The sequence below is a fragment of the Bilophila sp. genome, assembly GCF_057864385.1.
In genome coordinates, this window is the sequence record NZ_DBMAFI010000043.1 from 1 (window position 1) to 14,547 (window position 14,547).

At 59.0% G+C, this 14,547-nt stretch carries 13 protein-coding genes; 5 read left to right on the forward strand and 8 right to left on the reverse strand.

Translation table 11 applies throughout. The features are described from left to right. Positions 1–113 precede the first annotated feature (113 nt). The 3 genes from prfA to rpmE form a co-directional block, all read right to left on the reverse strand. The gene (prfA, locus tag ACZM8Y_RS12700; protein WP_337431746.1) at positions 114–1,184 is read right to left on the reverse strand and encodes a peptide chain release factor 1; all 1,071 of its coding nucleotides are present in this window, start codon (positions 1,182–1,184) and stop codon (positions 114–116) included. Continuing rightward, positions 1,184–2,233 carry a DUF1385 domain-containing protein gene (locus ACZM8Y_RS12705; protein ID WP_337431747.1) on the reverse strand — a complete coding sequence of 350 codons (1,050 nt, stop codon included), beginning with the start codon at positions 2,231–2,233 and terminating at the stop codon, positions 1,184–1,186. Before ACZM8Y_RS12705 ends, prfA begins: the two co-directional genes overlap by 1 nt. A 165-nt stretch (positions 2,234–2,398) precedes the next feature. Next, entirely contained in the window at positions 2,399–2,608 is a 210-nt protein-coding gene (rpmE, locus tag ACZM8Y_RS12710) for a 50S ribosomal protein L31 (RefSeq protein WP_005028763.1), read from the reverse strand. 366 nt (positions 2,609–2,974) lie between these two features. On the opposite strand from rpmE, the gene ACZM8Y_RS12715 reads away from it, so the two are divergent. Next, the gene (locus tag ACZM8Y_RS12715; protein ID WP_005028764.1) at positions 2,975–3,250 is read left to right on the forward strand and encodes an HU family DNA-binding protein; all 276 of its coding nucleotides are present in this window, start codon (positions 2,975–2,977) and stop codon (positions 3,248–3,250) included. Positions 3,251–4,772: 1,522 nt separating this feature from the next. Next, complete coding sequence (locus tag ACZM8Y_RS12720; protein ID WP_308771124.1) at positions 4,773–5,495, forward strand: DUF554 domain-containing protein; 723 nt, start codon at positions 4,773–4,775, stop codon at positions 5,493–5,495. A gap of 159 nt (positions 5,496–5,654) precedes the next feature. Here ACZM8Y_RS12720 and ACZM8Y_RS12725 read toward each other — a convergent pair whose 3' ends face one another. The 3 genes from ACZM8Y_RS12725 to mutY form a co-directional block, all read right to left on the reverse strand. After that, the gene (locus tag ACZM8Y_RS12725) at positions 5,655–6,431 is read right to left on the reverse strand and encodes a methyltransferase domain-containing protein (RefSeq protein ID WP_479858911.1); all 777 of its coding nucleotides are present in this window, start codon (positions 6,429–6,431) and stop codon (positions 5,655–5,657) included. Between the two features lie 414 nt (positions 6,432–6,845). Next, positions 6,846–7,994, reverse strand: coding sequence for an NADP-dependent isocitrate dehydrogenase (gene icd / locus ACZM8Y_RS12730; RefSeq protein ID WP_482330236.1), 1,149 nt, complete (start codon positions 7,992–7,994; stop codon positions 6,846–6,848). Between the two features lie 74 nt (positions 7,995–8,068). After that, on the reverse strand, positions 8,069–9,181 hold the full coding sequence (gene mutY, locus ACZM8Y_RS12735; protein WP_482330238.1) for an A/G-specific adenine glycosylase: 1,113 nt from the start codon (positions 9,179–9,181) through the stop codon (positions 8,069–8,071). Between the two features lie 304 nt (positions 9,182–9,485). On the opposite strand from mutY, the gene ACZM8Y_RS12740 reads away from it, so the two are divergent. The 3 genes from ACZM8Y_RS12740 to ACZM8Y_RS12750 all read left to right on the forward strand — a co-directional run bounded on the left by ACZM8Y_RS12740 (position 9,486) and on the right by ACZM8Y_RS12750 (position 12,908). Then, entirely contained in the window at positions 9,486–9,992 is a 507-nt protein-coding gene (locus tag ACZM8Y_RS12740; protein ID WP_302554089.1) for a peptidylprolyl isomerase, read from the forward strand. A gap of 353 nt (positions 9,993–10,345) precedes the next feature. Next, complete coding sequence (locus ACZM8Y_RS12745) at positions 10,346–12,319, forward strand: peptidase U32 family protein (protein WP_479858914.1); 1,974 nt, start codon at positions 10,346–10,348, stop codon at positions 12,317–12,319. A gap of 292 nt (positions 12,320–12,611) precedes the next feature. Next, positions 12,612–12,908: a hypothetical protein gene (locus tag ACZM8Y_RS12750; protein ID WP_487480026.1), complete on the forward strand. Its 297-nt coding sequence runs from the start codon at positions 12,612–12,614 to the stop codon at positions 12,906–12,908. A 444-nt stretch (positions 12,909–13,352) separates the two neighbouring features. Here the strand turns inward: ACZM8Y_RS12750 and ACZM8Y_RS12755 are convergent, their stop codons facing one another. Both ACZM8Y_RS12755 and ACZM8Y_RS12760 read right to left on the reverse strand, forming a co-directional pair. Beyond that, positions 13,353–13,955 (reverse strand): PqiC family protein, encoded by a 603-nt coding sequence (locus tag ACZM8Y_RS12755; RefSeq protein ID WP_302553419.1) that lies wholly within the window; start codon positions 13,953–13,955, stop codon positions 13,353–13,355. A gap of 16 nt (positions 13,956–13,971) precedes the next feature. Further along, complete coding sequence (locus ACZM8Y_RS12760; protein ID WP_482330240.1) at positions 13,972–14,526, reverse strand: helix-turn-helix domain-containing protein; 555 nt, start codon at positions 14,524–14,526, stop codon at positions 13,972–13,974. Positions 14,527–14,547: the final 21 nt, after the last annotated feature.

Sequence of the window (14,547 nt, forward strand, 5' to 3'; positions counted from 1 at the left end):
CCAGTTGAAAGTCTTTGGAGGGAGAGGGGAGGGGGCTTGGGGGAGGGGAGAGGGAACCTTTCTCCAGAAAGGTTCCCTCTCCCCTCCCCAAATCAAAACATTTATCAATCAGCCTAACTCGAAGCCTGTGCTTTGAGGGCTTCGGTCTGGGCGTGGGTGACGAGGGCGTCCACAAGCTCCTGAATTTCGCCTTCCAGCACCTTGCCGAGGCTGTACAGGGTCAGGTTGATGCGGTGATCCGTGACGCGGCCCTGCGGGAAATTGTAGGTTCGGATGCGCTCGGAACGGTCGCCGGTGCCCACCTGCGCGCGGCGCTGGTCGGCAAGGGCGGCGTTCTGCTCCTCCTGTTTCATCTGGAGGAGGCGGGAACAGAGGATCTTGAGGCCCTTGGCCTTGTTCTTGTGCTGGGATTTTTCGTCCTGACAGCAGACCACGAGGCCGGTGGGGATGTGGGTCACGCGCACGGCGGAGTCGGTCGTGTTCACGCTCTGCCCGCCGGGGCCGGAGGAGCGGTACACGTCGAAGCGCAGATCTTCGGGCTTGAGATCGATGTCCACTTCCTCGGCTTCGGGCATGATGGCGACCGTGGCGGCGGAAGTGTGGATGCGGCCCTGAGATTCGGTGGCGGGCACGCGCTGCACGCGGTGGGTCCCGGACTCGAATTTCAGGCGGCTGTAGACCTTGTCGCCGGAAATGAGCGCGATGACTTCCTTGTAGCCGCCGTTGTCGGACTCGCTTTGGCTCATGATTTCGACCTTCCAGCCCATCTTTTCGGCGTAGCGGCAATACATGCGGAAAAGATCGCCGCCGAAGAGGGCCGCTTCTTCGCCGCCCGTACCGGCGCGGATTTCCAGAATGATGTTCTTTTCATCCAGCGGGTCGGTGGGCAGGAGCAGCACCTTGAGGTCATGTTCAAGCTTGGGGAGCTTCTCCTCAATGGACTTGATTTCTTCGTGGGCCATTTCGCGGATATCGGGATCGGCGTCGTTGAGCAGTTCCTGATTGTCGGAGAGGTTCTGCTTCAATTCGCGGTACTGGCGGAAAATGTCCACCACGGGCTTGAGATCCGAGTGGGCCTTGGTCAGCTTGCGGTATCGATCCTGATCGTTGAAAACGGTGGGATCGGCAAGTTCCTGTTCAAGATCCAAAAATTTGCGTTCGAGGCTTTCGAGTTTGGCAAACATCAATGACTCCGGTTGCAGGTAGAGGGCGTCTCAAGGCGCGGCGGGTGCTGGCCGACGGCGGAAGCGAGGGCCGCAACCGCGACTTCGACCTGATCCAGTTCCGGTTCCCTTGTGGTCAGAAGCTGCAAAAACATGCCCGGCGCGCGGAGGATGCGCCCCCAGAACCCGCCGCCCAGACGCGCGGCGTAGCGGATAAGTTCATAGGACAGGGCACTGATGGGAACCATAAGCAGCAGCTTGAAGACGATAGTGAAAAGATGCTTGGCCACGGCGCCGTCCGGCGTCCAGACAAGGAGCAGCATCGGGACGAGAACCGTATGCAGCAGGATGGCGATGGACATGACGAACAGCAGGAAGGTCGTGCCGCAGCGCGGGTGCAGGCGGCTGAATCGGATGGCCGATTCGGGCGTCACGGTATCCCCGGATTCGTAGGCATGGATCGTCTTGTGTTCGGCGCCATGATAGCAGAACACCCGACGGATGTCCGGGAGGAAGGCGATGGCCACGATATAGCCGATGAAAATCAGAAATTTGAACAGCCCGTCCCAGATGTGGAACGAAAACCCTTCGACGCCGCCGCCGAGCCCGATCCAATTCATGATGATCGAGAGCAGGTGGGGCACGACGACGAACAGGCCCACGGCGAACAGAAGCGATACGATGAGGGTGAGGACAAGCTGCCAGTCCTTGAGTTCCTCCCCCGTCCCCTCAGTGCTGCGCTCGGCGGAAAGGTTCAGCGCCTTGATGCCGTTGACGAGGGTTTCGATCAGCGTGGGGAAGCCGCGCAGGAACGGTTTTTTGAGCAGCTCGCTGCGGGTGAGGCTGAACCACGGGCGGTTTTCGACGCTGATCTTGCCGTCGGCCGTGCGGACGGCAAGCGCATAGACGTCGCCGTTGCGCATCATGACGCCTTCCATCACGGCCTGCCCGCCGACGAGCGGCGCGGGGGCGAGGAACGGCAAAAGGCGCCCAAGGCGCATCGGGAATCGTTTCCTGGAACGGGCGGAAGGAACGGACGTGGCGGCCGGACGACCGGTACGCGTGGACATGGAAAGACCTCGGAATGTCACTCCCTGAACGTGTGTCCCCGGCGCGGTTCCCGACTGGTTGACTTGCGGACTTCGGGGAAGGACGAAAAAAGGGGATGGAACTCGAAGGCCTCCCGGAGGACGGGCCACCCGGGAGGCGTAAAGGCTGCGCAGGAAACCGGCGCGTTACTTGTTGAGATTGGCGTACTTCTTGCGGAAGCGGTCAATGCGGCCAGCCGTATCGAGGAAGCGCTGCTTGCCGGTGAAGAAAGGATGGCAAGCGGAGCAGATTTCCACATGGACGGTTTCTCCTTTAGTGGAGAGGAGTTCTACCTGATTGCCGCAGGCGCAGGTGATCTTGGCCTTGTACACTTTGGGATGAATTTTTTCTTTCATGGTCAGGCTCCTATAAAGTCGGGACTCAGCTATATATACCCTGAAGTGCCGTTTGGCAAGGGATTCTTCCCTGAAGGGGCTTTTGCCTCCGCCGAGAGCATTCCGGCAAAGATTTTTTTGCATCCGGGCCATTTTTTTCCTTTTTGCCGTGCCATTTGTGTATAATGCTTAAAGTTATCATTTTATTGTCTGATTTCGGAGTGTTATCGTTCCGCAAAACGGCGGCGCCCCAGCCCCGTGGGTGTCAAAAACGCTTTTTGCAATACAAATAAGGGAGGATAGCGCAAAATATCCCGGTGACAACCGCAAAAACAAAGGGTAAAGACCACCGCTGGCACATCTCACTATTCAGGTAAGGAGTCTTTTATGACCAAAGCAGATCTTGTCGACAAAATCCACGCCAAGGCTGGCCTCGGCACCAAGGCCGCAACCGAACAGTTCCTCGACGCGGCCATCAGCGTGCTGTCCGAAACCATCGCCAACGGCGAACAGGTTTCCTTCACCGGCTTCGGCAGCTTCAAGGTCGTCGAACGCAGCGAACGTAAGGGCCGTAACCCCCGCACCGGTGAGGAATGCCTCATCCCCGCTTCCCGCGTCGTGAAGTTCACTCCCGGCAAGGCGTTGAAAGAAGCCGTGAAATAGTGTGTACGGGTACAGCCTCTTCCGGGGCTGTAGTCCCGGAAACGACATCCGGTACATAAATCCCGCGGCCCCGGCTGCGGGATTTTTGCGTTATGGCCCGCAGCGGAATCATCCGCTTTCCTGATGTTTTTGAAGGCCGTGCCATTAGAAAATGGCTGACGCTTTCTCGAAATTCCAAGGGAGAGTAATCAATAAAATGGCTGTGTTATAAAAATGGTTGATGTTTTTTCCTTGAAGTTCCAAAGGGATAACCGGAAAGATGCCTTAGCTGCGGATCCCACCAAGGGGAAAACCGGAGAAAAAGGCTGTATTTTCAACGCACTGTGGAGATGAAACAGCCACATACAATAACAGAGCCTTTGCGTTATGGCCCGCAGCGGGAGCATCCGCTTTCCTGCTGTTTTTTGAAGGCCGTGCCATTAGGAAATGGCTGGCGCTTTCTCGAAATTCCAAGGAAGTAACCAATAAAATGGCTGTGTTATAGAAAATAGTTGATGTTTTTTTCCTTGAAGTTCCAAATGGATAACCGGAAAGATGCCTTAGCCGCGGATCCCACCAAGGGGAAAACCGGAGAAAAAGGCTGTATTTTCAACGCACTGTGGAGATGAAACAGCCACATACTATAACAGAGCCTTTGCATTATGGCCCGCAGCGGGAGCATCCGCTTTCCTGCTGTTTTTTGAAGGCCGTGCCATTAGGAAATGGCTGGTGCTTTCTCAAAATTCCAAGGGAGTAACCAATAAAATGGCTGTGTTATAGAAAATGGTTGATGTTTTTTTTCCTTGAAATTCCAAAGGGATAACCGGAAAAATGCCTTAGCCGTGGATTCCGCCAAGGGGAAAACTGGAAAAAAGGCTGTATTTTCCACCGCACTGTGGAGATGAAACAACCACATGCTATAATAGAGCCAATAAAATTCCCCAGCCATAGAGCCCATCAGCGGAAAATAAGGGTAAAAGTGTTATTTTCACTATGTCGTGGAGATGAAACAACCACATTCCACGACAGAGCCTTTTGGAAAGGCTTTGTCATGGCAAAAGGCCGATGGTTCATTTCATGTAACGGATAGATGTTGAAGAAAGCGTTTTTTGCCGTTGGGCCCCCAGCCAATGCCTCAAAAAAATTAATGAAATCAATAAGCCCAACATGGCTCAATCAAGCGCCCTGAGAGGGCCTTTTGAAATGGTTCGGCTGTTCTTTTGGTTTGTTATGACGTCATTTCCATTGAAGGCGTGAATGCCTCCCGCAACGGAATTATTCGCCTTTTCGATGATTTTCTAAAAAATTCATTTTGAATTTTAGATAGTTGAAATGCGGCCTTCATTGCAAAAGCGAATGTCTCCCGCAACGGGCCGGATTGTTATTCCTTTTTCCTTGTGGTATTTTTTCAGAATTGCAGTGCCGAATAACAGTCGCGCCGTGCCCATAGCCCCGTTTCCGGGGTTCGGGAGCGGCTTTTTTATGTGGCTTCGGCAGGGATTCCGCTTTGGGCGGCAAGGTTTCAACAAAGGAATGAGGGAACATGATAGGACCGGTTGCGAACAGCGTTTGTATTGTCGCGGGCTCCATTCTTGGGGCGCTCTGCGGGCCTGTGCTCAGTCAGGAGTTCAGGAAAAAGATCATGAACGTCTTCAGCTGCATCACGCTCGGCATCGGCGTGACCATGCTGTCGAAGGGCGACTCGTTGCCTCCTGTCGTGCTTTCCCTGCTGTTCGGAACGGCGCTCGGCGAGCTGACCCGCTTCGAGTCCTTGGTGATGAAGGGGGCCTTCAAGGCGGCGGGCCTGTTCAAGCGGAGCGGCAAAGCCAAAGGCGGCAAGTCCGAAACGCTGTCCGAGACGGTGTTCCGCGATCAGTTCGCCGTGGCGACGGTTCTCTTTTGCGTCAGCGGCCTTGGGATCATCGGTTCCATGCGCGAAGGGCTGACCGGCGAATGTTCCCTCCTGCTTATCAAGGGCGTGCTCGACCTGTTTACGGCCATGCTCATTTCCGCCAGCATCGGCAGCGTGGTGGGCGTGCTGGCCGTTCCGCAGTGCGGCATCCAGCTTGCCTTGCTCTTCGGGGCCACGATGCTCATGCCGTACACCACGCCGACCATGTTCGCGGATTTCTCCGCGTGCGGCGGCATCATCATGCTCGGCGCGGGGCTGCGCCAGATGGGGCTGGTGCAGGTCCCCATCCTCAGCATGTTGCCCGGCCTGTTCTTCGTCATGCCGCTGTCCGCATTGTGGAAACAGATCATGTAGATGGGGGGAGCCGGAGGCGCACGGCCCTGCGGAAGCGCGGGGGCGTCCGCACGGTTTGCTTTCCCCGGCCCTCATCCGTTTTCCCAAGGCGTCCGTGATTGCCGAAATTTTTGCCCGGACAGGGCCGCGCCGGAAGGCATTGCCCCTGTGCGGCAATGCTCAGGCTTTGGGCGTGGCGGTGAAGAAGAAGCGGGGGAAGCGGAAGATGATTTCCCCATTGCCCTGTACGGGATAACGCCGGGTGACTTCTTCCAGCACGGCCCGTTCAAAGCGTTGGGCCCGCTCACCGGAAAGGAGGCTCAGGTAGGGGCGCAGCCCCGTGCCTTTGTACCAGTCCATGATGGCCTCGTGGGACGGCATACGGTGGAGATAGGTGGTCTGCCACATCTGGAACTGCCCGGCTTCGGCGGCGAGGATGTCGAAGTAGGCTTCTTGGGTCAAGGTATGGAAGACCCGCGCGGAGGCGAGTTCGGCGCGCCACTCGTCCGAGGCGGCCAGTTCACCGATGATTTGATGGATGGGTTCCTGATAGTTTATGGGAACCTGCACGGCGAGCATTCCGCCGGGGCGGAGCAGGGCGAGCATGTCCCGGATGAGCCGGGGATGGTCGGGCACCCACTGGATGCAGGCATTGGAAAACACCACGTCGAACCCGCCCTCCCCAAGTGAGGGCAAATTCAGGGCATCGCAGATCCGGAACTCCATGTCCGGGTATTCGCCCTTCGCGGCTTCGATCATCTCCGGCGAGCTGTCGATGCCGATGATGCGCAGGGCATTGGGGAAGGCGTCCGCCAGAACCTGCGTGCTGTTGCCGGGGCCGCATCCCACATCGAGCAGCTTGCGGGGCTGTTCAAAGCCGATGCGTTTGACCAGATCGATGGACGGCTGCGTCCTTTCGGCCTTGAAGCGGAGATAGGCGGCGGAATCCCATTGCATGGCGTGGCCTCTTGCGGGCTGAAGGTGAGCGGAATGTTTCTAAGGGCCTTTTTGCGGTAATGCCGTTTCCGCCGCCCTGTCAAGCGGACGGAAAAGGGAGGAAAGCGTCCCTTTCCTCCCTTCCTTATGAGGCTTTTGACGAAGGCTGTGTCATAGAAAAAGGTTGATGCCTTTTTCTATGACGTTCCAAGTGAATAACCAACAAAATGCCTCAGCCATGAAGCCCGCCAAGGGAAAACTGGAGAAAAGGCTGTATTTTCACAGTACGGTGGAGATGAAACAACCACGTACTATGACAGAGCCTTGACGAAAAGCGGCCTGCGCCGTTTCCCGCGCCGCCATGCCGTCACGGGGCATTGCAGGGATGCCGCCACGGCGAGCATGGGTACGGCGAACGTCATGCCGTCACGCGGATTACAGCAGCCCGGTGATGATTTCCCCAAACTCGGTGCAGCCGACCGTGCGGGCGTCGGCCATCTGCGCGGCGAGGTCTTCGGTGACGGCGCGGCGGGCGATGGCGGTGTTCACGGCCTTGTAGATGCGGGTGGCGGCTTCCTTCCAGCCGATGTGCTCCAGCATGAGCGCGCCGCTGAGGATGAGGCTGCCGGGGTTGGCCCGATCCTTCCCGGCGAGGCTCGGCGCGGTGCCGTGGGTCGCTTCAAAGAAGGCCAGCTTTTCCGACATGTTCACGCCGGGGGCAAGGCCGAGGCCGCCGACCTGCGCGGCGAGGGCGTCCGAAATGTAGTCGCCGTTCAGGTTGGGCGTGGCGAGCACGCTGTATTGTTCGGGGCGGATGAGGGCCTCCTGGAACATCGCGTCGGCGATGCGATCCTTGATGACCAGCTTGCCCGGCGCGGACGCGGCTTCGGCTTCAACCACGGTCTGGGCGGCGAATTCTTCCTTCGCCACATCGTAGCCGTGCTGACGGAACGCGCCTTCGGTGAACTTCATGATGTTGCCCTTGTGGACGAGGGTCACGCTCGGAAGGTTCTGGGCGAGGGCGTGGCGGATGGCGGCGCGGACAAGGCGCTTGGAGCCTTTTTCGGTCATGGGCTTGATGCCCACGGCGGCGGAGGCGTCCACATTGGCCCCCAGCTCGTCGCGCAGGAAGGCGATGAGCTTGGCGGCTTCGGGCGTCCCGGCCTTGTATTCGATGCCCGCATAGACGTCTTCGGTGTTTTCGCGGAAGACGATCATGTCCACGCGTTCGGGATGCTTGACCGGGGACTCGATGCCTTCAAAGTAGCGGATGGGCCTGATGCAGGCGTAGAGGTCGAGGGTCTGGCGCAGGGTGACGTTGAGGCTGCGGAAGCCCGTGCCCACCGGCGTGCCGAGGGGGCCCTTGATGGCGAGCTCTGCGCCGCGCAGGGCGGCGAGGGTTTCTTCGGGCAGGAGCGTCCCGGTTTCCTTGAACGCCTTTTCGCCCGCCAGCAGTTCCTTCCAGTCGAAACCGCGCCCGTCGCCGTAGCTCAGACGGATGGCTTCATCAATGACGGGGCGCGCGCTTTTCCACACGTCCGGGCCGATGCCGTCGCCTTCAATCCAGTAAACAGTCTTGCGCATGGGGAGAGACTCCAGAAAAGTTACGTGGCTCGCGCCACGGTTGGCGTCCGCGTGCCTCGCGGCGTGGGCAGAAACTACTCGCCTGAGGCCGGGTTGTCAAAAAGGCTACAGTTGTCGGCAAGTTTGCGGTGCGGCGCGGGCAGGGGGAAGGCCCCGATGTCCTGCGGTGCGATCCACTGGCAGGCTGTGGCCTCGGCCAGCACGTCGGGCACGGGGCAGCCCTTTGGCCCGCCCTCCAGCCTGAGCTGGTAACAGCGCAGGGTGATCCGGTAGGTCGTGTAGTTGTGGCGGATGACGTCCAGCGGGCGCACGATGGCGACCTTGAAGCCGACTTCCTCCATCCATTCGCGCGTAACGGCCTGTTCCGGCGTTTCGCCGGGCTCCACGCAGCCGCCGGGGAATTCCCACAGCCCTCCCCAGACATCCTTTTCGTTGCGGCGCTGGATGAAGACTTTCCCTTCATGCAGGAGCACCCCGCACACCACCTCAAGCTGCGTGACGGCGGCTTTCTTGCCGGGAACCGGGCGTTCGTTCTGGATGCCGAGGTGCCTGCTTTCGCACAGCCCGGCCAGCGGGCAGCGTTCGCACTCGGGCTTTTTGCGGCATACGAGCGCGCCCAGCTCCATAAGCCCCTGATTGAAGTTCCGGGCCTCGCCTTTGGGGATGAGGGCCTGCGCCAGTTCGCGGATGCGGCCCTTGGCGGGTTCTTCCTTTACGGGCGTGTCGATGTCGAACACGCGGGACAGGACGCGCTCCACATTGCCGTCCACGCAGGGGACTTCCTCGTTGTAGGCTGTGCTGGCGATGGCCCCGGCGGTGTACGGGCCCACGCCGGGCAGGGCGAGGATGTCGGCGTAGCTGGTGGGGAAGATCCCGCCGTGGCGTTCCATGATTACGCGGGCGGCGGCCTGGATGTTGCGCGCGCGGCGGTAGTAGCCGAGCCCTTCCCATGCCTTGAGCAGGTCTTCCTCAGGCGCGGCGGCGACGGCGGCCACGTCGGGGAACCGCTCCATCCAGCGCAGGAAGTATTGGACGCCCCGGTCCATCTGCGTCTGCTGCATCATGACTTCGGCGATCCACGTCCGGTAAGGCGTGTAGTCGGCCCGCCACGGCAGCGGGCGGCGGTTCTCGGCGAACCAGCGGAGCAGGCCTTTTCGGAAAAGGGTAAAGCGTTGCGTATCGTTCATGGCAAAGGGGGTTGTATGTTGGAACCGGGAGAGCTTCTTTGGCGGGAGGCACCCGCACGCGCGCTCTTTTGTTCTCCCGCAAAGAAATACCTGTGGGGAGGCTGTTCTGAGGAAATCCAGTTGGCTGCGCCCATTTTTTGCCCGGTGGCGCGGTGTAGCCGGCAGAGATGAAAACAGCCGGCTTCTTGGGAACCGTTCCTTGCAGGGAATAGCCTGAAACGGGGCGGCTGTCACGGGCCCGTTCAACTTGCTTCCGGCATGGTTTTCGGGCATACTCTTACGATTATTTTTCAAGGAGTGTATCATGGCCAATCCTACCGTGCTTCTGGAAACCACTTCCGGCGATATCCTTATCGAACTGTATGCCGACAAGGCTCCCGCCACCGTGGAGAATTTCCTCAAATATGTGAATGAAGGCTTCTACGCCAACACCATTTTCCACCGCGTGATCAAGGGCTTCATGATTCAGGGCGGCGGCATGAACATGAAGATGGAAGAAAAGGCGACCCACGCCCCCATCAAGAACGAAGCCGACAACGGCCTCGCCAACGAGCGCGGCACCATCGCCATGGCCCGCACCCGCGAGCCCCACAGCGCCACGGCCCAGTTCTTCATCAACACCGTGGACAACGGGTTCCTGAACTTCTCCTCGCCTGACGTGAACGGCTACGGCTACTGCGTGTTCGGCAAGGTCATCGAAGGCATGGAAACCGTCGACAAGATCGAAAAGGAAAAGACCACGACCCGCGGCATCCATTCCGATGTGCCGGTTTCCGCCGTGCTCATCACCAACGCCAGCGTGTTTGAATAAGCTCTGCGGGCGAGGGAAAGGCCCTTTCCGAAGCCTCCCCGAAGGGGGCAGGCGGGGCCTTTTCCCTCACCTCTCCCTAAAAGGCGGAGGGGGCGATCCTCCATCCCCAAAGGTTGTCTGATGGGGAGGGGCGGCGGTTCCCTTCCTTTTCGCCCGGCGTATGCCTTCTTTGGGGCCGGTCGCTTTTGCGCTTTCAAGACAGGGCATCAGAGGGGAAGGGCGCGGGCGGCACCGGAGTTTACCCGCCAGGGCCTTCAAAACCTGCATATCTCGATACGGCGCAGCCTTTCCCGAAGAGGCTTCCCTACCGTTCCCCCAACTTTTCATCCCCCCTCCACTGTTAGGACATATCCATGACTCGCAAGCCTGAGATCCTCGCCCCGGCGGGCGATACGCAATCGTTCCTCGCGGCGATGGCCGCCGGAGCCGACGCCGTATACCTCGGCCTCAAGCATTTTTCCGCCCGTATGCAGGCGGACAACTTCGGTTCCGCCGAGCTTTCCCGCATGGTCGAGCTCGCCAACGAGAACGACAGGCGCATCTACGTCGCCTTCAATACGCTGGTAAAGCCTGACGACGTGCCCGCCGCAGGACGCCTCATCGCCCGCCTCGCCCGCGACGTGAAGCCGCACGGCCTGATCATCCAGGATCCCGGCGTGCTGGCCCTTGCCCGCCAAGCCGGATACGAGGGCGGCCTGTTCCTCTCCACGCTCGCCAACCTGACGCATCCCGCGTCGCTGCTGGCTGCGAAGGAACTCGGCGCGGATCGCGTCATCCTGCCCCGCGAACTGTCCATTGACGAGGTGAAGCAGATTTCCGCCGCCTGCCCCGAAGGGTTGGATCTGGAAATGTTCATCCACGGCGCGCTGTGCTGGTGCGTTTCGGGCCGCTGCTACTGGTCGAGCTATATGGGCGGCAAGAGCGGCCTGCGCGGGCGCTGCGTGCAGCCCTGCCGCCGCGTGTACAAGCAGCGCAATCATTCCGGGCGTTTCTTCTCGTGCCTCGACCTCTCGTTGGACGTGCTTGCCAAAACCATCACGGACATCCCGCACCTGAGCTGCTGGAAGATCGAGGGCCGGAAGAAAGGGCCGCATTACGTCTATCACGTCGTCACGGCCTACAAGATGCTGCGCGACAACCCGGACGATCCGCAGGCCCGCAAGGATGCGGAAAAAATCCTCGAAATGGCCCTTGGCCGCCCTTCCACCCGCGCCCGCTTCCTGCCGCAGCGCATGTCCGAGCCCACATCGCCCGACGGCCAGACCAGTTCGGGGCGTCTCGTGGGCAAGGTACAGACGGACGCGGAGGGCCGCCCGTTCTTCAAGCCGCATATCGAACTGATTTCCTACGATTACCTGCGTGTGGGCTATGAAGATGAGAACTGGCATTCGACCCTGCCCGTGACCCGCCGCACGCCGAAGGCCGGAACCTTTACGCTGCGCCTCCCCCGCCACAAGACGCCGAAGGCCGGGACGCCGGTGTTCCTCATCGACCGCCGCGAGCCCGAACTTGTGCAGCTCATCGCGGAGTGGAAGCGGAAGCTGGATCGGTGCAAGGGGAGCGAGCCCACCGCTGTGGAGTTCGCGCCCAAGATGCCCAAGCCCGCGCATCCCCGCCGCCGTCCGGATATGACGCTCCGCGCTTCGCTGCCCTATGGCTCCGAGACGCGCCGCAGCCGCAATTCGGTGATCGGCCTGTGGCTTTCGCCCAAATCGGTGCGCGAGGTCTCCCGCACGGTGGCCCCAAACATGGCATGGTGGCTGCCCCCGGTCATCTGGCCTGACGAGGAAGAGCTCTGGAAGCGCATCATCAACGAAGCCATACGCAACGGCGCGAAGCATTTCGTCTGTAACGAGCCGTGGCAGGCCGTGTTCTTCAAGGGGCGCGAAGTGGATCTGGTCGCCGGGCCGTTCTGCAATGCCGCCAATGCCTTTACGCTGGCGAGCTTTGCGAAGCTCGGTTTCAGCGCCGCATTCGTCAGCCCTGAACTGACGAAGGAAGATTTTCTGACCTTGCCGAAAGTCAGCCCCCTGCCGCTCGGCATCGTGCTTGCCGGTTTCTGGCCGATGGGCATAGGGCGGCACGATCCTTTCGGCATCAGGCCGAACGAAGTCTTTCAGAGCCCCAAGGGGGAAGGCTTCTGGACTCGCCGCTATGGGCAGAACACATGGATCTATCCCGCGTGGCCCTTGGACATCACGGCGCACCGCCCTGAGCTTGAGGCCGCCGGGTATTCCTTCTTTGCCCGCATGGAGGAGAACCCGCCCAAGTCGATGCCTGTAGCCACCCGCCCCGGCCTCTTCAACTGGGAAGGCGATTTGTTGTAGTGGGGAGATATTGGGGAAGGGAGGGAAAACTTTTCTGGAGAAAAGCTTTTCCCTCCCTTCCCCAAACCCCATCCCTCCCTTTCCAAAGACTTTTGTAAGCGGGGCAGTTGGCGGATGGGGCGTTGCCGGTTTTTTCCCTGAGTGGGAGTTTCCCGGCTGTTTCATGGAAGAAATCCCGGATGGTTGTACTATCCGGGATTTCTTATTTTGTTTGGTTTTACCGTAAGATGTGATTGATGCATTGTATGCAGTGCTGTGAAAGTATAGTATTTTTAGGCTCTGTGTCATAGATGTGGTTGTTTTATCTCCACAGCACGGTGGAAATACAGGCTTTTTTCCAGCTTTCCTGTTAATGGACTCCATGCTTGGGGTATTTTACTGGTTGTTTCTTTGGAATTTCAAGAAATCAGGCATCAACCATTTCCTTGTCCGAACTGCCCAAAAGCAGAACAAGGAGGCTTTTTATGAAGCGATTACAAAGGGGGAAGCATACAAGCCTGGGAGTGCAAATAGCACGTTGTTTGGAGCCCAAATACGGGAAAAGATTTTGTGCGGCAATTTTCGGCGGGAACGAGTGAATTGGTTTTGAGAAGTAGCGAACCGCCGGGGATGCACCGTTCCAGAAAGGCCCTTCTCTACGGCTTATATACATACGTTGTTGATTCCGTCCTATAGCGTGTCGGAGATCAGGCTAGCTGAAAAGGAAAAGTGCTGTTGAAATCGCGGGACGCTTTGGAAAAGTTCGTAAAATAGCGGGAGAGAACTTTTGCTAGAGGCTTTCCGTGGGCACGGCAGGAGTAGGAGAACGGGAAATGCGGCCCTGCATATGGAATCAGGAAAAAGGAGGAGGGGGAGTGGAACAGGCTGAACTGCTGTAATCCGCCGTAGGCAAACAGCAAAAATGCGTTAAGCGGTCACCGCGTTCCAATCCCCCGGCATTGTCTGGAGGTCTTGGCCGTCTTTTGGGGAAGGGGCTTGGGGAAGGGAGAGGAAAACTTTCACCGGAAAGGTTCCCTCTCCCTTCTTCCCTTTCCTATGGAATCATCTGTCCCAACATCGCGCCGAACTGGGCGAGGAGGGCACTCTGGGCCTGTACCATCGAGGGGATGTCGGGGCCGGCGGGGGCGTGCTGCACAAAACGGCCCGAATTGAGTTCTTCGCCGTTCTCGTTTACGAGGCTCCAGCCCGCATCAAGGATGACGTTGCCGTTGGGTGCGCCGTCAAAACGGGCGATGTCCACGGCAATGCGCCACTGGAAAGGCTGTTGTGAACGGATGGGGGAGGCCAGCCCTTTGCGCGGGGCAAGGGATGCGGAGACGGCGTCGCAGAGCACCCGGATCACCCCTTCGCCGAACGGTTCGCTCCAGTGGTTGAACTCGGCCAGCTCGACTTTGACGTCATTGCCGTCACGCAGGAAGAGCTGGGGCCTGTCCAGATAGCCCGGAATGGCTACGGGGCCGATGGCGACGCGCGGCCCGGAGATTTTCTCTTTTCCTGACAATACGTTGTTTTCCGCCGGCGAGGACAGCATGTAGAAATCGGGACGCGGGCTGCGGCCGAGGGAACAGCCCGCGGCGGAGAGCAAGCCCGCCAGCGCCAGCAGGGCCAGCAGCAGGGAAAGGGCGCGCTTTTTCATATGACTTCCTTTTTCTTTAAGATGGGTAGCAAATGACCATGCTCAAGCGGCACGGCGTATTTCCCTCGTTGGCGTAGGCGTGTTTCCGATCCGCTTTGAAACGGATGGAGTCGCCGTCCCCAACCGCCCAGCGCTGGCCGTTGAGCAGTACGGCCAGCGTGCCGGAAAAAACCGTGATGAACTCCTGCGTTCCAGCGGGATGCGGTTCGGCATCAAGCCGTGCTCCCGGATCCAGCTCAATGGAGTACATCTCGAACCCACGGGAGCTGTCGAACGGAAATACCGGATAGTTCCTGTATGTTCCGTCTACTTCCACAAGCGGCGCTATGGCGGAACGCCGGACGAGTTCGACATCCGTTTCCGGGCGCATCATGAGCGATGTAAAAGAAATCTTCAACCCATTCGCTATCTTCCAGAGTATCGAGATGGTTGGGTTGGTCACGCCGCGTTCGATTTGTCCGAGCATGCTTTTGCTTACGCCGGAGCTTTTCGCTACGGCCTCAAGGCTGAGTTTCCGCTCTTCCCGCAGGCGCTTGAGGTTTTCCGCTACAATCAGGCCGATATTTTCCAAGGGCGTTATCCTGTCCGTATT